Origin of the sequence: Schaalia naturae (genome assembly GCF_042665795.1) — a bacterium.
GTDB lineage: Bacteria > Actinomycetota > Actinomycetes > Actinomycetales > Actinomycetaceae > Pauljensenia > Pauljensenia naturae.
This window is the reverse complement of the sequence record NZ_JBHTEF010000001.1, coordinates 2,288,831-2,307,011: the sequence shown is the minus strand read 5'-3', so window position 1 is coordinate 2,307,011 and position 18,181 is coordinate 2,288,831. Positions and strand designations below refer to the sequence as shown.

The window sequence follows — 18,181 nt, the reverse complement described above, 5'->3', positions numbered from 1 at the left end:
TGAGTCCACCCACACCCGCAAGGACCGCCCTGCGGGCGGGGCTCTCTCGGAGCGTCCCACTGTCCCCAGAGCGCCCGTCGCCCCCGCCGACCGTCTGCGACATTCCGGGCACGACGAGCGGCACCTACCGGTGTGGCAGGCGCGGCCTATGTGCCCTCGGTGGCGCACGCGAAACGTCACCTCCCGCAGCGGCATACGGGCAAGGTCGGTGTCAGCCGCGGCCCCCTGGTTGTTCGCGGGGGGGTCAGGAACGCGAAGGGCGGTGCTACCGTCCTCGCGCGCCTCAGATGGCCGGGCGGGGCCGTCTGGGGCACGCGGCAGCGGTAGCCGTGGCCGCGGGGGCCCGTGAGCGTTGCTCGGCTCCCACGGGCCCGCAGAATGTGTTCTAGGCGCACTCCTCGGTGTGTCCGTTGATGACGTGCAGGGTGTGGATGGCGCGGTCGATGGCGACGCGGAGGCGCCTCAGTTCGTGCTCCCCGACGCAGGGGAGTGCGGGGACGTAGACGTTCGCGTAGGTGTGGCCGTTGGGCTCGGTGCGGGACACGACGGTGACGGGTGGCAGGCCGACACCGAGGGGGAGGGTCCTCTGGTGCCATTCCATGCCGCACGCGGGGTCGGACATGCACGTGCCGTCCGCGCCGTCGCACCACGACGGGTGCGTGATCTGGTGGCCGGTGAGCGGCCCGGATGTGGGGATGGTCGCGGTCATGACGGGTGCTCCTCGGTGGCGATCTGGTGGATGACGTCGACGATGTGGGGCAGCGCGCCGGCCAGGGCGGCCAGGTCCTCCTCGGTGTGCTCCGACGTCTCGACGTCAACGAGGGGACGCGGGGATTCGTCATTGGCCGTGAGCCGCAGGACGACGGGCTGGTGGGGGTCGCTGGAGGGGATGTGCACGTCCAAGCCCTTGGACCAGCAGGACGGGTCGACGGGATCTCGTTCGACGGGCTCCTCCCACCAGTCCCCGGCCCGGAACGCGGAGGCGAGAACGGCCGTCACCGGTCCTCCTCCTCGGTGGGTGTCGTGCACAACGTGGTGACGGTGACGCGGAGTGCTCCGGCCAGGGCAGCCAGCTCCGGGATGGTGAGCGCGCCGGGCCGGGACAGTCGCCGCCGGAGGGTGGGTGCGGGGATGCCGGTGCGCCGCGCCAGGACGGCCACGGTCATGTGGCGGACGGTCATCTCGTGGCGCAGGCGGGCTCCGACGAGCTCCGCCCACCGGGTCGCACCGGCCGCGAGAGGGTCGGTAGTGCCGACGGGCTCGGGATCCTCGCCGGGGGTGTCGGTAGTGCCGTCGTCCTCGGGAACGTCGTCGTCCTCGGGGCCGGGCGCGTACTGGAGGAAGTAGCGCAGGCCGGTTGCCCGGTCCATGCGCAGGAGAGTCTCACGGTCGCCGTCGCAAGCGCGTGCGATGCCGTCCGCGCCCTCGTGGAACGGTCGGCGCTGGGACGGCCAGGCCGGGGCCAGCTCGGCAATGGGATGGCGCGCGGGATGGAAGATGTCGACGGTCGGGGATGTGACGGTAGTCTGGTTCATGGCTAGGACCTCCCGAGTCCTTGCCGCCGCCCGCCGGGACTGGACTCCCGAGCGGGCACCTCACTTTGAGGGGCGGCGCGTTAGCCACACCCAAGACACGGCGCCTCGCGAACACCCTCTGACCTGCGGTGTTCAGAGACTCCCTCCGTCTCCGCCATATGCGGTGGGGCGGGGCATCCTTCGTTGGATGTCCCGCCTTTTCGCGTGTCCCGATGCTCCGAGGTCATGGCGCGGGGCTCTCGTCTGCGCCGATCCGGTCGAAGGCCGAGGCTGGCCATGACCTGGGAGCGTGGCGGGTCCGTCGAATCTCGGGCGACGGGTGGGAGCCGCGCCGGCGTCGCACAGAATGCGCCGCGGCCCAGACGGGTGATCCCGGTCGTAGTCGTCATATGTGCTGGTCGTGGGGTTGGACGAGAAGACGTTCAGCGTTCCGGCGGTGGCATTCTGTGCTGTTGGCCCTGGACCGATGGGGCCGGGGCAGGCGACCGTGGCAGGATGGGAGCGGCCTCGGCCACATGGCCTCCGCCGGGCAGGTCCGGCGAGGCGGGCCGGACGCCGGAGGGAGCAGCTGATGGGACACGCGCGCAGCGGGAACGGGCCGCGGGCGCGGGGACGGGATCCCCGCGATGGCGAGCACACCGGGTCGCTGCTGGTGGCGCGCGGCGTCTCCCGCACGGTCGGCGGCCTGAGGATCCTCGCGCCGGTGTCCTTGGAGGCCCGGCCCGGCGCCTGCGTGGTGCTGCGCGGGCCGAACGGATCCGGGAAGACGACCCTGCTGAGGCTCCTGCTGGGTCTGGACCGGCCGACATCGGGCGTCGTCCGGATCGCCGACCCGTCTCTCACGGGACGCGACATCGCAGGCGTGCTCGGGATGCCCCCCTTCTTCGAGAATCTCACGGTTCTCGAGCATCTGCTGTTCGTGCGGGCGTCATGGGGACTGCCCCCAGGGTCGGTGGAGCCGCTCGCGCTCCTGAGGGCCTTCGACGCGGAGCGCCTGGCCCGCCATTTCCCCGATGAGCTCTCCTCGGGTGAACGGCAGATCGTCGCGCTGAGCCTGGGGCTGGCCCGTCCGGCGCGCATCCTTGTCCTGGACGAACCCGAGCAGCGCCTCGACCAGGAGCGGCGCGCGGCGCTCGCGGGCCTGCTCCGGACGCGCCTGGCCGCCGGGACCGCCGTGGTCATGGCCACCCACGCCCCCGACCTGGCGGACGCCGTCGCCGACCGCGTCATCACCCTGGACCCCGCGTGATGGCGCGGAGACCTCTCTGGTCCGGAGACGTGCCGGCTCCCGGCGGTTCCGCGGGCGCGGGCAGCCCGTCGACGCGGATCGACCGGGCGGCCCTGCGCCGGGCCCGCCGTGTCATCCGGGGAAGCGAGGGCTCGACCCCGCAGGACCTCCTCTACCGCATCTACGTCACCGTGCTCCTGGCCGTCCTCATCGCCGGCCCCCTGGTCTCGGGGGTCGCCGGACAGGTCAGGGACGTGGTCGCGCAGGCCGGGGCGGAGGGCCTCACCTGGAACATCCGAGCCGCCCTGAGCGTGCTCATCCTCTTGGGGGGCCTGGCCCCCGCCTGGCTGGGCCCCGTCATCGCCTCCCAGACCGAGCTCCACTACCTCATCGACGGCCCCTTCGGCGTCCGGCCGGTCGTGCAGGCGCGGACCTGGGGCATCGTCGTGGGCCTGATCGTCGTCGCCCTGGTCCCGGGCATCATGCTGGTCTGGGCCGCCGCGCTGACGGGGCTGCCCGCCCTGGCCTGCGTCGTCTGGTCGGTGGCGGCCGCCCTGCTCCTCGGGGCGGGCCTGCTCACCACCCAGACCGGCCGGGCCGCGCCGCTGAGGGCGGTCACCGTGGTGGTCGGCGGCACGCTCGCCGCGACCTCCCTCAGCGCCCGTACGGCCGGGGTCGCCCTAGGATCGGGGCGGGACCTGGTGCTCGCGGGCGCACTCGCCGCATTCGGGCTCGGCGGGGCAGCCGCCGTCCCGATGCTGCTCGACCACGTGTCGCTGGTGACATTGGCCTCCACGATCCGCACGAGGCGCATGATCCGGGCCGGCATGGCCGTGGGCGACATCCGCGGCGTCAGCGTGCGGGAGCAGCCGCCGCGCCGCAGCCTCCGCGACATGCGCCGGCCGATGCCCCGGGGACGCATCCGCCGGGCAGCGTCCGTGGACCTGTTGAGCGTCGTCCGCCGCCCTTGGCGTGCGGTCCTGTCCGCCTTGGCGGTCATCGCCGCTGGAGCCGTCGCCGTGGCCGTCCTGCCCTCGGGCGCCGGCGAGGGCGTCCCAGCCGCTCAGGGCGGCGGACCCGCCGTCCTGGCGCTCCCGCTCTGCCTGATCGCGGTGTCCCTGGCCTTCGGCGTCTGGGCGAAGGGCCTCCAGGACCTCATGGACACGGTGGGCGCCGGGCGCCTCGGGCCGGAAGGGTTCCTCGGCGACGTCGCGCGCCACCTGGTCCTGCCCGCCGCCGTCACCGTCGTGGGCCTGGGTGCCGGGGCCGTCCTCGGGACCCTCGCCGGCCTCGCGACGGCGCGGGGAGCGGGACCCGGCCCGGCCGCGATCGCCGAGGCCCTGATCCTGCTGGCGATCGCGGGTCCGTCCACGACGCTCGCACTGGCCGGATCGGCCGGCGTCCCGCCGCAGCTCCTGGACGCGACGGTGGGGCCCGCCGCCGAGATGACCGCGGCCCTCGTCGCCCTCTGGCTCGGGCGGGGCATCCTGCCCGCCGCCCTGCTGGCCGCCGTCATCGCCGTCGCCGGTCCGGCGGCGGGGGCGCCGATCGCCGCGGTGGTGCTGGTCCCCGCGTGCCTGCTGGCCGCCCTGTGGCATCTGAGGACGGTGAGGCGCACCGACCTGGACGCCCGCGGTCAGTACCTGGCCGTGGACGCCTGAGGGCCCGTCCCCGCGGGGACGCCCTCGTCGTCGCGCGTGCGGGCCCGGCGCGGGCCGACGACGATGGGGAGGCGTCTCGGAGAGAGGATGATCATGGCGGAGGAGTGGCGTCGCATCGTCGCGGTCCTGGCCAATCGCGGCCTCAGGGTCGCGTTCGCACGGATCGTGCTGGAGACCGAGGGCGGGCGGCTGGGAACCTCGGGGGCCAGCACGGTCCGCCCGCGGGACATCTCCGCGCTGGAGGCATCCGGTTTGATCCTCCGTGACGAGGGAGGCCGCGCCGGCGTGGACGAGCCGGCCCTGCGCGCGCTCCTCGCGCGGGGATCGCGCGAACCCAGGCCGCGCGGGCCCGAACGTTTCCTCGACGAGGCCGGACGGATCGCGGGCTATCCTTCGCGGCTGCGCGACGAGCTCGCCCTGCTCCGCCTGATCGCCGGACGGGTGCTGGCCGATGACGAGGTCGTCGACGAGGCCGGGCTGAACGCGCGGCTCGCTCCCTTCGACCCGGACACCGCGCGGTTGAGGCGGGCCCTGGTCGACCGCGGGTTCCTCACCCGGACGCCGTCGGGATCGCGGTATCGGCGGGAGCGCCGGGGCTGAGGGGAGCCATGGCCGCGGGCGCAGGCCGAAGAGGCTCCGGCGACGGATCCGCCGCTCACGAGTAGTCCGCCCACACCCGTTGCTGCTCCCCGTCCACGGTGATCGTCCCGCCGTGGGGGAGGATCCACTGCGGCCGGGTGTGCCCGAAGGGCACGCCGGCGCAGATGACGGCGTCGGGGTTGTAGCGCTGGACGACCTCGACGGCGGCGGCGCGCTGATCGGCGCGCAGACGGCGGGCGGTCTCCGCGTCGGGGTGGCGCTCGAAGTCGCCGACCGGGGGGCGTGCCACCAGCACGGCGTCGACGGCCGCGAGGATGCCGCGCTCGCCGAGGAGACGGAGGATGCGCGCGACCTCGAGGGGCGGGATGAGCTCTTCGGAGGTCTCCGCCAGGAGCACGCCGCCCTGGAAGGCGTCGGCGTCCGCGTGGAGGTGACCGGCTCCCAGGACGTCGCGGACGACCTCCAGACAGCCGCCCCAGCTCGGTCCGGACACGCGGCGCGCGGGACCCGACCAGATCCATGGCTCGTCGGCGGTGGAGACCCGTTCCCCGGACTCGGTGAGGGCCCGTGGATCGGTCCACGACCACCCGTGGTCCTCGGACTCCCCCGGATCGGTGATCTCGAGCGTGCCTCCGTCCAGCAGGGCGGCCCGCAGCGCCCGCGCGTGGATCTCGTCGACGGCGGGGCCGGGGCCGAGCTGTACCTGAGTGGAGCCTCCGTAGAAGCTGCGCACGCCGGCACTCCACCACCAGTGGTGGAGGTGGAAGTTGTCCGAGTATCCGAGGAAGGGCTTCGGGTCGGCGCGCAGCAGGTCGGGCTCCAGGTACGGCAGCACGGTGATCTGGTCGTCCCCGCCCACCGTCGCCAGGATCGCGCGGATCGAGGGGTCCGCCAACGCCGCGTTCACGTCGGCGGCCCGGTCCTTGGGCGAGGCGTCCAGGCGGCGCGTCGTCGGGTACTCGACGGGCTCCAGCCCGGTGAGCTCACGCAGCCGCCGCATCGCCTGCTCGTGGATCCCGGGCCCGATCGCCGGAGCCGCGACCGAGGGAGACAGCACGGCGACGCGGTCCCCCGGCTTCGCCTTCGGGGCGGGCGCCGGGACGCGGGGCGAGGGCGAGGGTGCGGTCGGGCTGCTCATAGGGCCGTTATACAGGATCGTCCTCGGGCCGGTCACGGGCATCGGTCCGACGTCTCAGCGGATCTGGGCGATCCGGTCAGAGTCCCCCCGGGCCCGGTCGCCGCCGTGGGCCAGGACCTTCTGGGAGGTCTCGGACCAGTTCGCCGATCCGACGACGTCGTCGGCGAGGCTGGTGGAGACCTGATCGCTGCGCTTGCCCTCGAGGAAGGCGAGAAGGGCGGAGGCGCGTCCTTCCCGGTTGCTCGCTAGGATCGGTCCGTCACCCGGAAGGAGTACGCCATGGCGACGAAGCAGGACGACCTGGGAACCCCCGTCCCGACACAGCAATTCGATCCCGCGTGGCGGGCGGACCCCGGGCGCTACCAGGCCTCCGGCGCCGTCTACCGCAGGTGCGGGCGCTCGGGCCTCCGCCTCCCCGCGATCAGCCTCGGCCTGTGGCAGAACTTCGGGGACGAACGCCCGCTCGAGGTCCAACGCGACATCCTGCGCACCGCCTTCGATCTGGGTGTCACGCAGTTCGACCTGGCCAATAACTACGGCATCCCCTACGGCTCGGCCGAGTCCAACTTCGGGCACCACATGGACCGCGACTTCCGCCCCTACCGCGACGAGATGGTCATCACCACGAAGGCTGGGTACGACATGTGGCCCGGCCCCTACGGCGAGGGCGGATCGGGGCGCAAGTACCTGCTGAGCTCGCTCGACCAGTCGCTCGCCCGCATGCACCTGGACTACGTCGACATCTTCTACAGCCACCGCTTCGACCCGGACACGCCGCTGGAGGAGACCATGGTCGCGCTGGACCAGTCGGTGCGATCCGGCAAGGCGCTCTACGTCGGGATCTCCTCCTACGATCCGGACCAGACCCGCCGCGCGGCCGCGGTCGCACGGGAGCTCCGCACCCCGCTGATCGTCAGCCAGCCGCGCTACAACATGCTCGACCGCGCCGTCGAGGGCGAGGGCGGCGTCCTGGCCGCCTGCGACGAACTGGGCCTCGGCACCGCCGTCTTCAGTCCGCTCGCCCAGGGGCTCCTCACCGACCGCTACTTGGGCGGCGACCCGGTCCCGGAGGGCTCGCGCATGCGTCTGCAGCGCTTCCTCCGCACGGACGTGCTGACCGAGGATCGGCTCGTCCACCTGAGGGCGCTCGCGGGCCTCGCACGCGACCGGGGCCAGACGCTGGCGCAGATGTCGCTGGCCTGGCTGCTGCGCGATCCGCGGGTGACGACCGTGCTGGTGGGGGCCTCCTCCGCGAGGCAGCTCCGCGACTCCGTGGGAGCTCTGGGCAACTTGTCGTTCGCCGAGGAGGAGCTGTCCGAGATCGACGCCCACTCCCGGGCGGCCGCCCTGTAGGCGCGAGACCCCGCCGGTGGCGGACGTGTACGATGAGCGCCGGCTGGCGCCCGTCGTGACGGCGGGGGAACAGGTGCAGGCAGCACGACTTCGATAGGGGTGGGCGGGGTGAACGCCGGACCGTCGGTGCCCGGAGCGATCCGCCAGCGACTGCTGGACAGGATGCGGCCTCTCGCCCCGTTGACCGTCCTGTGCGGCGTCCCCGGCACAGCGAAGAGCGAGCTGATCCGCCAGCTCGCGGAGCAGATGGCCGCGGATGCGGGCTCCCGCGGCCATCCGGTCGTGCTCGTCGACTTCCCGCGCCGCCATCTCGGGGACGTGGCGGCTCTCGCCTTCGCCATCGATGCCGTGATCGAGGTCCTGGGGCCTGGAGTCGTCGATGCGGGGGTCGTCTCCGACCTGCATCGCGGGCGCGTCGATCTGGGGGAGTTCGCCGGGAACGCCCGTCGGCGGCGCGTCGCAATGGCGGGAGCCTCGCTCTTGCTCATGAACTACGAGTGGCAGTCCTCGTCCGGGCTCGACCGGATCCTTGTCGAGTATGCGCGGGCGGGCCTCGATGTCGTCTGCTCCCTTGTCGACGTCGCTCCGCTCCGGGACCTCGCCCAGGCCCAGGGCGTGACCGTGCGCGTCATCGACGACGGGGACCTCCGGTTCCGCGCTCCCGAGTTGGAGGCCTTGGCCCGGAGCCTCGGGATCGAGCCGAGCGAGGAGCTCGTCGTCCGTGTCGAGGAGATGACCGCCGGCCTCCCCGATATCGCGGCCGTCATGATGCTGCAGCTGGCGGGCGTCGAGCGCGTCGTCGTCGAACGCGGCGAGGCGCTCATCCTGAGGAGGGGCGCCCGGGAGGAACTCGTTCCGGTCGACCGTCCTGGGGCGCGTGCGCAGGACGATCGTGCGCCGTTACGGCGTGTGGATCCCGGGGCGTTTCAGCTTGACGATCTCAGACGGGTCGTCGCCGCGATGCGGTATCGCGGATTCGCGGCCGGCGACCCCCTCACGGGCGAGCAGGGCTCGAGTGGCTTCGTGCGTTTCCTCGACGCCGTCCTGGAGGTGCCGCAGGTCGACGTTGATGCGCTGGAGGACCTGTTGCCGGGCTGCGGGGCGTTCGTCCAGCGCCTGGTGTCGGCCGGGTACGCGCGCCTGGAGCTCTGGGAACGCCCGGTCGGGCGGTTGGTGTGGAACGAGGGCTTCCGGATCGTCGCCAGGCAATGGCGGCGGAACGCGGCGGCGGGCGACCTGGCGGACTCCTCCGGAGGCTTTCCCGTCCGGTTGGCGCAATGGTGCGCGGAGCGGGACAGGTACGCCGAGGCGGTGGAGGTCCTCAGACAGACGGGAGACGACAGGCTCCTGGAGCGTTTCGCGGCCTCGCGCTTCGTGGACCTCATCGTCGACGGGCGGACCCACGGGCTCGCCTCTCTCCTCCCGGCCTCGGCGGGGGCCGCGGCCTCGTGCCCGTCGACGACCGTCCTCTCCGCGCTGGAGGCGCATCCGCTGGCCCGGGACGACCGGGATATCGCGATCGTCCTGGAAGCTCTGCTTCCCCAGCTCTCGAAAGACTTCGAGGATCCAGATCCCCTGATCCGCCTGCGTTCCGTCGAGGAGTTCCTCGTCGCCGCCGGCGCGCTCGACCGGTGGGAGGACGCTCCGGGAGCGGAGGAACGGGGGATCGACGCTCTGGAGGAATGCCTGGCCACCGGGCGGCTCACACAGGGCAGGGCCGCCAAGGAATACGCCTTCCTGGGGATGATCTCCCTGCTCAGAGCGGACATCGTCGCGGCGCGCCGGGCTCTGACCAGATCGGTGGCAGTCTCGGTCCCCGGCAGCAGGGACTTCCGGATCGCCGCGACAGGCTTGATCCTCCTGGAGGGTTACTTCGGGGAGTTCCTCTTCGACCGCTCCTTCGACCGGGCGCGCCTCCTCGAAGAGGAGCTGCCCCTGGCTCAGCGCGGCGAGAGGTGGCAGGGCTCCCTCGTGGTGACGCGGCTCGCGCGTTCCTGGACTCGGGTGTGGAACGGTTCCTACGAGGAGGGGCTCGAGGAGAGCGTCCGACTGGTGAGGGAGGCGCCCCGGACGGCCATCCATCCGATCGTCGTGTGGACCCAGATCCTGGAACTGCTCCTCACGGGCAGGCCGGCGGAGGCCCGCGTCCTCGTCAGAGGCGTCGACCGCCGCGTCGCCGACCTGGGCCACCCGCCCAGGCGGTCCCCGGTCTTCGTCCTCGGGGCGACTCTGGCCTGCGTTGCCGACGGAAGGCTGCCAGAGGCGCTCGGGTTCGCCTCGCGGCGCCCCTCGCATGAAGGGGTCCTGGACGAGGTGACGCAGATGGTTCTCGCGACGGCATCGGGCCAGAAGACCGAGGGGCCCGGTCCGGAGTACTTCGATCCGGATCAGGCGCCGCCCAGTGCCCGCGCCTCGACGCTTCTCACCTGCGCATGGGCCGCGGCACGCGTTCACAGCGGGCATGGCGCCCAGGCCGTCGAGGCGATGCACGGCCTGGCCGCCTCGGCCTCGCCGATCGACGTTGATTTCGCGTGCCGCTTCATGACGCGCGAGGACACCGTCCGCTTGCGCGACCTGGCCGAGTCCGTCGCGCCGGGTTCGGTGTCGGAAGCGATCGCGAAGGCCGTGGACGGGCCCCATGCGGTGATGGAGGACCTCGCAGTGGTCTCGCTCAGCGGCGTTCAGCTCGCCGTCGTCGACGGGCTCCGCCGAGGTCTGCGCAATCAGGAGATCGCGGACGAGCTGTACCTGTCCGTCAACACGGTGAAGACCCATCTGCGGACGATCTACAGGAAGCTCGGGGCGTCGAACCGCGCGGAGGCGGTGGCCTTGGCGAAGACCTTCGGCCTGCTCGACCGGTGACCACCGCCGTGGGCGGCTTCGGGTCCGCGCGGGCGGTGCTCATCGGCTCGGCAAGGTGAGGCGTCTCGCACCCGGGTGACTTCGAGGGTGAGGAGGCGCGGAGGCCGGTCATCCGAGGAGCGCTCACCGGGTGATTCTCCGAATGAAATTGGCTCTGAACAGCGAATCCGTCGCAGATGCGTCGCCAGAATGGGGTTGGCCCGGCGGGGACCGGGTCTGACTTCCGCAGCCGTCCCACTCTGGAGGAGCACCCGGTGACACGAGAGACAGGCGCGAGCGTGCCCGCGTCGATCGCACAGCACGCACGAGCGGGCCGATTCCTGCCATGGAGAAGAGCGGCGGCGACGGCCGCCGGCATGCTGGCCGTGGTCGCGGTCTCGCTGACCCCGGCGGTTGCCCCTCCGGCCCTGGCGTCCGACGGCGGGACCACCTGCGCCGACCCGATGGCCGCGTCCACCCCGGTGGGCAGCGCCGCCGGATTCACGATCTACACCACGGGCGACGCCACCTTCGCCAACGGCGAGATCGAGGGCTCGATCGCGATCGGCGGCACGGCCGCATTCGGCAACCCGGGAGACGGCTACGGCGACTACGCCGTGAGATGGCAGGCGGCAGGCAACGGCGACTACACGGTGCCGACGATCGACGGGGACAGCACCCGGATGCTCCTCAACCGCTTCGACACCGCCTCGGGCCGGGTGCCCCACCTGATCACGCAGAAGGAGGACCCCTCGTATCCTGCGGTCGCCAAGCTCGTCAACGTCGACCAGGGCTTCGTGTTCGAGAGGTTCGGCGCGGACGGGACGGCGTACAAGGCGCAGGGGTCGACGAATCAGAGCCCCCAGATCCAGTCGGAGACGAACCTCTGGTCAAAGCCCGGCCACCAGTTCGCGGCGGAGGGGTCGTTCACGGACTACTTCGCCGCCGACGCGGGTGTCCCGGCGCTGAGCGCCGTCGGGGACTGGAGGACGCCGTCGATCTCGGGCGACCAGAACCAGACGGTCATCGCCCTGGACGGCAGCGGAGCGAATCGGATCGAGTACGAGGCCGTCAGCCAGGCCGAACAGTTCCGGATGGAGAACTGGAGCGAGTCCTCTCCGCTCGTCGTCCACGTCTCCGCCTCCGACGTCCGTGACGGCACGCTGATCCTTCCGTCCTATATGTCTGAAGGCGGCAGTCCGGAGGGCCAGGCGATCAGCTACCTGCTGTGGGACCTCTCGGAGATCACGGGAGCCGTGTCCATCGACACGCGCAACGGCCCGATCCGCGGCTCGATCTATGCCCCGAACGCCGACATCACGGTTCCCCAGCGGCAGCTTGAGGGCCAGGTCGTCGCCCGTTCCTTCGCCGATCTCGCGCAGGGGCAGGAGATCCACACCAATCTCTTCGGGGGCACGCTCTGCTCCTCCAGCCCCGAGACGCCGTCCGTGGGCGGATTCTCGCTAAGCAAGGCCCTCTTGGGCGCAGCGCCCTCAGCGTTCCCCGACGGCACGCGTTTCACGGTGACGGCGTCGTGGACGCGGGAGGGACGGACGACGTCGCAGGACTTCGAGCTGAGCCCCGACGGGACAGCGGTCGAGGGGCCGCAGGACTTGCCGGCGGGGACGATGGTGTCCTTCTCGGAGCCGGTGGCGCCGGAGGCCGGCGGCCTCGCCTTCGTCGGCGCCGCCTTCGCGCCCGAGACGGTCACGATCGCCGAGGGAGAGGACATCGCGGTGGTCGTGACGAACACCTACTCCGACGCGAGCGCCACGCCCGAACCTAGTCGTCCGGCCGGGTCCGGCGTTCAGTCCGGCGACGGCAATGCGCCTAGCGGAGGCGCCGGGTCCGGTGCCGGCGGGTCGACGGGCGTGGCGCTGGCGGAGACCGGCGTCTCCGCCGGACCGTTCCTCGTGGGGGCCGTGGCGCTGACGCTCCTCGCCGCCGGATTGGTGATCGCGGTGGCCACCAGGAAGGAGCCCTGATCCGGTCCGCCCGGACGCGTCCGGCCCCGGGCCACGCGGTGCCCTAACATCGTCGGCATGGCGGACCTGCTCATCCGCGACGCGCGGATCGTCCGATTCGGGCCTCTCGGCCCGCCCGCGCGGCCCGTCCCCGTCGGCGAGCCCGTGGACCTCTTGATCCGCCGGGGGCGCGTCGCCGCCGTGGGGCGCGGACTGGATCCCGGCGGCGCCCGGATCCTGCAGGCGGAGGGCGCCCATGCGATCCCGGGCCTGTGGGACGCCCACGCTCACCTCGACCTCGAGGCCGCGCGGGCCGCGCGCCTCGACCTGTCGCCCGCCGCGGGGCCCGAGGACGTCCTCGTTCGGGTCAGGGCGGCAGCGGAGGCGGTCGCGGCTGGATCCGCCCCATATGCCAGCGTGCAGGGTTTCGGTTTCCGGCTCTCGCAGTGGCCGCGCACGCCGACGGTCGGGGAACTCGATGAGGTCTCCGGCGGCGTGCCCGTCGTCCTCGTCTCCGGGGACGTCCACTCCGGGTGGCTGAACACGGCCGCGCTGAGGATCCTGGGACTCCGGGGCGTCACCGGGCCGATGAGCGAGGAGCCGTGGTTCGCCGCCCTCAACCGCCTCGACCGGATCCCGGGGACCGCGGCCATGCGCCGGCTCGGATACCGCCGGGTGATGGCCGCGATGAGGGAACGCGGAGTCTGCGGCGTCGTCGACATGGCCCGGCAGACGGCGCCCGGCGAGTGGCCCCTCCGCGCCGGACAGGGGGATGTCCCGCTCCCGAGGATCCGCGCAGCGGTCTATGGCGATCAGTGGGAGGAATGGTCCCGGGCCGGGATGCGGACGGGTGCTGCGCTGCCCGGCTCCCCCCGGGACGAGGGCGGAGAGCCCCTCCTGGTCCAGGGTCCGCTCAAGATCATCGCCGACGGCTCGATGGGGACGATGACCGCTCACCTGCGCGATCCGTATCCGGCGGCTCTGGGCCGCCCGCCGGGGCGGGAGCACGGCGTCGCCTCGATCGGGCGTGAGGAGCTCACCGACCTGATGCGCCAGGCCGCGGCGGCGGGGTTCGAGACGGCGGTCCATGCCATCGGCGATGCCGCTGTGGAGGACGCGGTGGCGGCGTTCGAGGCCTCGGGGGCGCGGGGCCGCATCGAGCATGCGCAGCTTCTCCCCTCCGGCAGTCGCGTGGAGCGGTCGCTGCTGGCGCGGATCGCGCGGGCGGGCGTCGAGGTCTCGGTCCAGCCGGCCCACCTCCTCGATGACTGGTCGGCGGTGGGTCGCATCTGGCCGGGCGCCTCCCCGAGGTGCTACGCCTTCGCGGACATGGTGTCGGCCGGGATCGGGCTGCACCTGGGGTCCGATGCTCCGGTGGCGCCCCTGGACCCGTGGCTGGCGATGGCCGTGGCCGTGTCGCGACGCATGCCGGACGGCGCGGTCTGGTCGCCCGGACAACGGATGACCGCGGAGCAGGCGCTCGCCGCCTCGGTCGACGGGCAGGGGCCCGTGGGAGCGGGCTCGCGCGGCGACATCGTGCTGGTGGACCGGGATCCGGTGCATGGCCCGGAAGGGGACCTGCCCGACGGCGCGGCCGGATGGCTGCGCGCGACCCGCGTGCTGGCCACCGTGGTCGCGGGCCGGGACACCGTCCTGTCCTGATCGCACCGCTCCGACGGCGGGGACGCCCTCGTCGAGACGGCGGCCACATGGATCATTGAATCGCAGTCTTCCAAGACTCGATCTGCCCTCGTCTGCGGGGTCAGGCCCCGCATCGCATGCCGGTCGGTCGACCGGGCGGGGCTGCCTCGGTTGCGTGAACTGGACCCGGTCACCGGGATCGCGTTGCGGGTATCGCGACGCACCCGGGTTCGTGACGAACGGGATGCGCTGGGGATCTGATCCATGTAGATGTGAAGAGGCTCGGGCGCGTCCCCGGCGACTGGCGCGCTCAAGGGTCCGGTTTCGTCGATCGCAACCATGGCAAAGGCCGGCGAGTGAGGCTCGGATCCCACTACACCCGCGTCGCCGTCGATGGGCACTCCCGACTTGCGTTCGTGCGGATCCTTTCCGACAAGACACCATTTGCGCGGCGTTCCTCACCGCTGTAGGGAGTTCCTCACCTGCCACAGCATTCAGATCCACCAGGTCACGGCCGGCAATGCGAAGAACGACACCGTCTCAGCCGCGTTCCGGAGCGGACTCATCCGAATCGGGGGCAACGCATATCACCACGAAACCGCGCTGCCCACGGCAGGACGGAACGCTTCAGCCGGACGATGCAGAGGTACCGGGCCTACCGCGTGCCCCGGGCGCCGTCGCACCGACTGGACCCTGCTCATGGGCTCGACGGCGGATCTCGTCAAACACGGAACGGCTGATGCCGTATCGGGCCGGTCCGTGCTCACCTACCGCACGCGGACAGGCGCGCGGTTCGGATCCGTGTTCGAAGCGAACCCGATGGGAAGCACCCACGATGCCCTGAGACGACACCGTCCACGGTGTCTCGAGCCTTCGCAAGCGGACCGAGGAGTCCTCGTCGAGTAGACAGCAAGCGGCGGTCCGACCGGATCGGTCGACCGCGCCACGTGTCTAGGTGCGGACATATCAGAGCAACCCGAGTGCGGCCCACCAGGGAATGCCGACGACGAACGAGATCACGGCCCAGATCAGGGCCATGGCCAGGCTCATCGCCCACCACCGCTGCTGGCTGACGTAACCGGTCCCGAACAGGACCGGGCTGAGGGTGCCGGAGTAGTGGGTGACCTGGCCGCCGTAGATGGAGACCATCGCCAGCAGCATCAGGGCCGGCCACGCTGGCACGCCGGCCGCTGCGGCGATCGCGACCAGGATCGGAAGGACCGACCCGGCATAGACGACGCCTGAGGCGAAGAAGTAACGGCTCGCGATGACGACGACAACCAGGACGATCATGACCAGGACCCACGGCCAGCCCGACAGGTTGATGTAGCGGGCGATGAGGTCGCCGAGCCACGCGAAGAACCCGACGTTGCTCAGGGTCCCGATGAGCCCGATGATGCCGCCGTACCACATGAAGGTGGTCCAGGCGGGTTTGTCGTTCACCATGTCCTGCCAGCTCATGACGCCGGTGATGAGGAGCATGCCGACGAACATGATTGCGACGGCGTTGGCGTTGATGCCGATGAAGCTGCCGATCGCCCACGTGAGGATCGCGGCGATGAACAGGCCCAGCAGCCACTTCTCGCGGCGCGACATCGGTCCGAGGTCATCCAGGCCCTTCTGACCGATCGCCTTGTTGTCGACCTTCTCGAGTTCCGGCGGGTCCATGATCTTGACGGCCACAGGGACGATGAACAGCATGACCAGGCCGGGCACGAGCGCGTAGGTCGTGTATTGCATCCAGGTCACCGGCTCGAGGCCCAGGCCTTCCTGGATGACCTTGACGGTCAGGGGCAGGAAGGCGATGGCCGTGAGGAACAAGGTGCTGGTCGCGAAGCTTGCGTAGTACGTGGTCATCGTGAGGTATCGTCCGATCCGACGTCCTTTGGGCCCGGGTTCAGAGTCCAGGGCGGAAGCGACATTGCGCATGATCGGGTAGGTGATGCCACCGGTGCGCGCCGCGTTGGACGGCGTCGCCGGGGCCAGGATGAGATCCGTCAGACAGGCAACGAAGCCCAGACGCAGCGGGGTCGAACCGACGGCGCGGATCAGGAGATAGGCGATCCTTTTGCCCAGCCCCGTGATGGCGAAGGCGGTCCCGATGAAGAATGCCGAGAACACCAGCCAAGCTGTCGGATCGGCATATCCGCCGAGCAGGTCCTTGACGCTCACGTCCTCGTTGCCGCTGAGGAGCACCCCTGTCGTGCCGATCGCGAAGAAGAAGATGACAGGCTCGGGGAAGGGCCGCATCATGAGGGCCGCAAGTACGCCGATGTACAGCGCGAACAGCCTCCACGCGACGGGCGTCAGGCCGGCAGGTGCTGGGATCAGGATGAGGAGCAACGTGATTGCCGCGCAGATCCCGAGCTTGATGAGTCGCTTGCCCAGGTCGGGCGGGTTCGAGTTGTCGGTTCGGGTGTCGGGGGGAGTGGGGTTCTGGCCCGCTGCGGTGCGGGCTGCCGCGTCAGTGGACATGGTCATCTCCGGGGATGAGGAAGAACTGGTCGGTCTTGAGGGTGTTGACGGCCGCGGAGGTCCAGCGGTCGATGACGGTCCGGGCGCCCTCGGGGTCGGCGGAGTGGCCGCCCACCGCGACGGCGAACGTGGAGGTGATCGCGCAACCTACGGGCAACGGCCCCAGGACGGTGACGCCATCGTGGCCGGCCATCTCGCTGAGCTGTTGGAACCCCAGGTCGACCTCGCCAGCGGCCAGGAGTTCGGCGACGGGGACGCCGGGTCGGGCCTGGACGAGGTGACCCTCGACCTGTTCGCGGATCCCGAGGTGGTCGAGCACGACCAGCACGGCGGCGCCGCTGGGTCCGGTCGAGTACCCGATCCGGCGCGCGGCCAGGACCGCGTCGCGCAGCTCAGCCTCGTTGGCGTAGGCCGCGACCGTTTCCCTCCGTGCTCCTGTTGCCATTGACGAGGGCGACCCGGTGGCGGGATTCCCGAGTCGGGGGGTGCTCTGTCCGGGGATGCCGACGACGACCTCGGAAAGGACCAGCGGCCGGACCGTTTCCGGGACGACCGCGCCCTGGTCTGCCAACGCCTCCAGCTTGTCTTGGTCCAGGATGACGAGGTCGAAGGGCTCGCCTTCGGCGACCCGCCGGGCCGCGTCAACGCCGCCCACCGACGTGAGATCGACAGAAGGCAGGCTGGCATTGGTGACGTCGTCCGCCAAAGCCGTGAGGATTCCGCGGGTCGCCTTTGAGGAGATCGCCTTCAGGGAGCGATCGCTCACGACTAACTCGCCTCCTCGGGCCAGTACAAGCGCATCGGATTGTCGACGAGCAGCTTGTGCTGGAGCTTGGCGGTGGGGGCGATGTGCGGGATGTAGTCGACGGACAAGCCGTCGTCGGGCATGTGTTTCTTGAGGTTCGGGTGCGGCCAATCGGTGCCCCACAGGACGCGGTCGGGGAAGGCCTCGACAATGCGGCGGGCGAAGGGGACGACATCGGTGTAGGCATTGCGCTCACCGTCCAGAGCCGCGGGGCCGGTCACGGATAGGCGCTCGGGGCAGGTCACCTTCGTCCAGACGTTCGGGTTCTCCTCCATGAACGTGAGGAACAGCCCGAACTCGGGGCTGTCGACGTCTTTCGTGACGTCGGGGCGGCCCATGTGGTCGACGACGACGTCGGTCTCGATCGAGGAGAAGAAATCGTAGAGGTCGGGCAGGTCGGCGGCCTCGAAGTAGATGACGACGTGCCAGCCCAGAGGGGCGATCTTCTCCACGACGGCCCGCAGATCGTCCAGCGGCACGCGGTCGACCAGACGGCGCACGAAGTTGAAGCGCACCCCGCGCACGCCGGCCTCGTGGAGTTCGGCCAGCTGGTCGCCGGCGAAGGACGGCTTGACGGTGGCGACGCCGCGGGCGCGCCCCTCGGAGCGGCGCAGGGCGTCGACCATGGCGGTGTTGTCGGCGCCGTGGCAGGTCGCTTGGACGATGATATTGCGGTCGAAGCCCAAGAAGTCGCGCAGGTGAAACAGCTGGTCCACCGAGGCGTCGCACGGCGTGTATTTGCGCTGCGGGGCGTAGGGGAACCGGGCGCCGGGTCCGAAGACATGGCAATGGGCGTCGACGGAACCTGCGGGGACGCGGAACCGGGGAGGCGTCGGGTTCTCGTACCAGTCGAGCCATCCCGGCGTCTTCTCGAAGCCGCCGGTCACTTCACCATGGGACATCGGGTGTTCCTCCTCTGGAACAGGTGGGACCTGCTGGA

14 protein-coding genes are annotated in these 18,181 nt (G+C 71.3%); 7 read left to right on the top strand and 7 right to left on the bottom strand.

The features are described 5' to 3' along the window. Positions 1-385: 385 nt before the first annotated feature. Genes ACFQWG_RS10200 through ACFQWG_RS10190 form a run of 3 tightly spaced genes read right to left on the bottom strand, consistent with a single transcriptional unit; the run spans position 386 to position 1,535 of the window. The gene (locus tag ACFQWG_RS10200) at positions 386-709 is read right to left on the bottom strand and encodes a hypothetical protein (RefSeq protein ID WP_380974987.1); all 324 of its coding nucleotides are present in this window, start codon (positions 707-709) and stop codon (positions 386-388) included. Next, positions 706-999 (bottom strand): hypothetical protein, encoded by a 294-nt coding sequence (locus ACFQWG_RS10195; protein WP_380974985.1) that lies wholly within the window; start codon positions 997-999, stop codon positions 706-708. The genes ACFQWG_RS10200 and ACFQWG_RS10195 overlap by 4 nt, the downstream gene beginning before the upstream one ends. After that, positions 996-1,535, bottom strand: coding sequence for a helix-turn-helix domain-containing protein (locus ACFQWG_RS10190; RefSeq protein ID WP_380974984.1), 540 nt, complete (start codon positions 1,533-1,535; stop codon positions 996-998). Before ACFQWG_RS10190 ends, ACFQWG_RS10195 begins: the two co-directional genes overlap by 4 nt. Positions 1,536-2,106: 571 nt before the next feature. On the opposite strand from ACFQWG_RS10190, the gene ACFQWG_RS10185 reads away from it, so the two are divergent. The 3 genes from ACFQWG_RS10185 (at position 2,107) to ACFQWG_RS10175 (ending at position 5,024) form a co-directional block, all read left to right on the top strand. Continuing rightward, a complete protein-coding gene (locus tag ACFQWG_RS10185; protein ID WP_380974982.1) occupies positions 2,107-2,784 on the top strand; it encodes an ABC transporter ATP-binding protein in 678 nt (225 codons plus the stop codon). After that, positions 2,784-4,424: a hypothetical protein gene (locus tag ACFQWG_RS10180; protein WP_380974980.1), complete on the top strand. Its 1,641-nt coding sequence runs from the start codon at positions 2,784-2,786 to the stop codon at positions 4,422-4,424. Before ACFQWG_RS10185 ends, ACFQWG_RS10180 begins: the two co-directional genes overlap by 1 nt. A 93-nt stretch (positions 4,425-4,517) precedes the next feature. Continuing rightward, positions 4,518-5,024 (top strand): DUF2087 domain-containing protein, encoded by a 507-nt coding sequence (locus tag ACFQWG_RS10175; RefSeq protein WP_380974978.1) that lies wholly within the window; start codon positions 4,518-4,520, stop codon positions 5,022-5,024. A gap of 55 nt (positions 5,025-5,079) precedes the next feature. On the opposite strand, the gene ACFQWG_RS10170 is transcribed toward ACFQWG_RS10175, so the two are convergent. After that, complete coding sequence (locus ACFQWG_RS10170; RefSeq protein ID WP_380974976.1) at positions 5,080-6,162, bottom strand: S66 family peptidase; 1,083 nt, start codon at positions 6,160-6,162, stop codon at positions 5,080-5,082. A gap of 279 nt (positions 6,163-6,441) precedes the next feature. Here ACFQWG_RS10170 and ACFQWG_RS10165 point away from each other — a divergent pair, with 279 nt between their 5' ends. The 4 genes from ACFQWG_RS10165 to ACFQWG_RS10150 all read left to right on the top strand — a co-directional run bounded on the left by ACFQWG_RS10165 (position 6,442) and on the right by ACFQWG_RS10150 (position 13,982). Further along, entirely contained in the window at positions 6,442-7,515 is a 1,074-nt protein-coding gene (locus tag ACFQWG_RS10165; protein WP_380974974.1) for an aldo/keto reductase, read from the top strand. A gap of 108 nt (positions 7,516-7,623) precedes the next feature. Then, positions 7,624-10,377: a response regulator transcription factor gene (locus ACFQWG_RS10160; protein ID WP_380974972.1), complete on the top strand. Its 2,754-nt coding sequence runs from the start codon at positions 7,624-7,626 to the stop codon at positions 10,375-10,377. 254 nt (positions 10,378-10,631) lie between these two features. After that, entirely contained in the window at positions 10,632-12,341 is a 1,710-nt protein-coding gene (locus tag ACFQWG_RS10155; RefSeq protein ID WP_380974970.1) for a collagen-binding domain-containing protein, read from the top strand. 57 nt (positions 12,342-12,398) lie between these two features. After that, positions 12,399-13,982, top strand: a complete 1,584-nt coding sequence (locus tag ACFQWG_RS10150) for an amidohydrolase (RefSeq protein ID WP_380974968.1) — start codon at positions 12,399-12,401, stop codon at positions 13,980-13,982. Between the two features lie 945 nt (positions 13,983-14,927). Here the strand turns inward: ACFQWG_RS10150 and ACFQWG_RS10145 are convergent. Genes ACFQWG_RS10145 through ACFQWG_RS10135 form a run of 3 tightly spaced genes read right to left on the bottom strand, consistent with a single transcriptional unit; the run spans position 14,928 to position 18,143 of the window. Continuing rightward, positions 14,928-16,436 carry a DASS family sodium-coupled anion symporter gene (locus ACFQWG_RS10145; RefSeq protein WP_380974966.1) on the bottom strand — a complete coding sequence of 503 codons (1,509 nt, stop codon included), beginning with the start codon at positions 16,434-16,436 and terminating at the stop codon, positions 14,928-14,930. After that, positions 16,426-17,202: a molybdate ABC transporter substrate-binding protein gene (locus ACFQWG_RS10140; RefSeq protein WP_380974964.1), complete on the bottom strand. Its 777-nt coding sequence runs from the start codon at positions 17,200-17,202 to the stop codon at positions 16,426-16,428. The genes ACFQWG_RS10145 and ACFQWG_RS10140 overlap by 11 nt, the downstream gene beginning before the upstream one ends. A 2-nt stretch (positions 17,203-17,204) precedes the next feature. Continuing rightward, complete coding sequence (locus tag ACFQWG_RS10135; protein WP_380974962.1) at positions 17,205-18,143, bottom strand: amidohydrolase family protein; 939 nt, start codon at positions 18,141-18,143, stop codon at positions 17,205-17,207. Between the last annotated feature and the right edge of the window lie 38 nt (positions 18,144-18,181).

What these genes read in the sequence shown, in the direction of transcription:
- ACFQWG_RS10190 (WP_380974984.1), bottom strand. Translation starts at nt 1,535, where the DNA reads ATGAACCAGACTACCGTCACATCCCCGACCGTCGACATCTTCCATCCC.
- ACFQWG_RS10145 (WP_380974966.1), bottom strand. Translation starts at nt 16,436, where the DNA reads ATGTCCACTGACGCGGCAGCCCGCACCGCAGCGGGCCAGAACCCCACT.
- ACFQWG_RS10170 (WP_380974976.1), bottom strand. Translation starts at nt 6,162, where the DNA reads ATGAGCAGCCCGACCGCACCCTCGCCCTCGCCCCGCGTCCCGGCGCCC.
- ACFQWG_RS10175 (WP_380974978.1), top strand. Translation starts at nt 4,518, where the DNA reads ATGGCGGAGGAGTGGCGTCGCATCGTCGCGGTCCTGGCCAATCGCGGC.
- ACFQWG_RS10150 (WP_380974968.1), top strand. Translation starts at nt 12,399, where the DNA reads ATGGCGGACCTGCTCATCCGCGACGCGCGGATCGTCCGATTCGGGCCT.
- ACFQWG_RS10135 (WP_380974962.1), bottom strand. Translation starts at nt 18,143, where the DNA reads ATGTCCCATGGTGAAGTGACCGGCGGCTTCGAGAAGACGCCGGGATGG.
- ACFQWG_RS10200 (WP_380974987.1), bottom strand. Translation starts at nt 709, where the DNA reads ATGACCGCGACCATCCCCACATCCGGGCCGCTCACCGGCCACCAGATC.
- ACFQWG_RS10165 (WP_380974974.1), top strand. Translation starts at nt 6,442, where the DNA reads ATGGCGACGAAGCAGGACGACCTGGGAACCCCCGTCCCGACACAGCAA.
- ACFQWG_RS10180 (WP_380974980.1), top strand. Translation starts at nt 2,784, where the DNA reads ATGGCGCGGAGACCTCTCTGGTCCGGAGACGTGCCGGCTCCCGGCGGT.
- ACFQWG_RS10185 (WP_380974982.1), top strand. Translation starts at nt 2,107, where the DNA reads ATGGGACACGCGCGCAGCGGGAACGGGCCGCGGGCGCGGGGACGGGAT.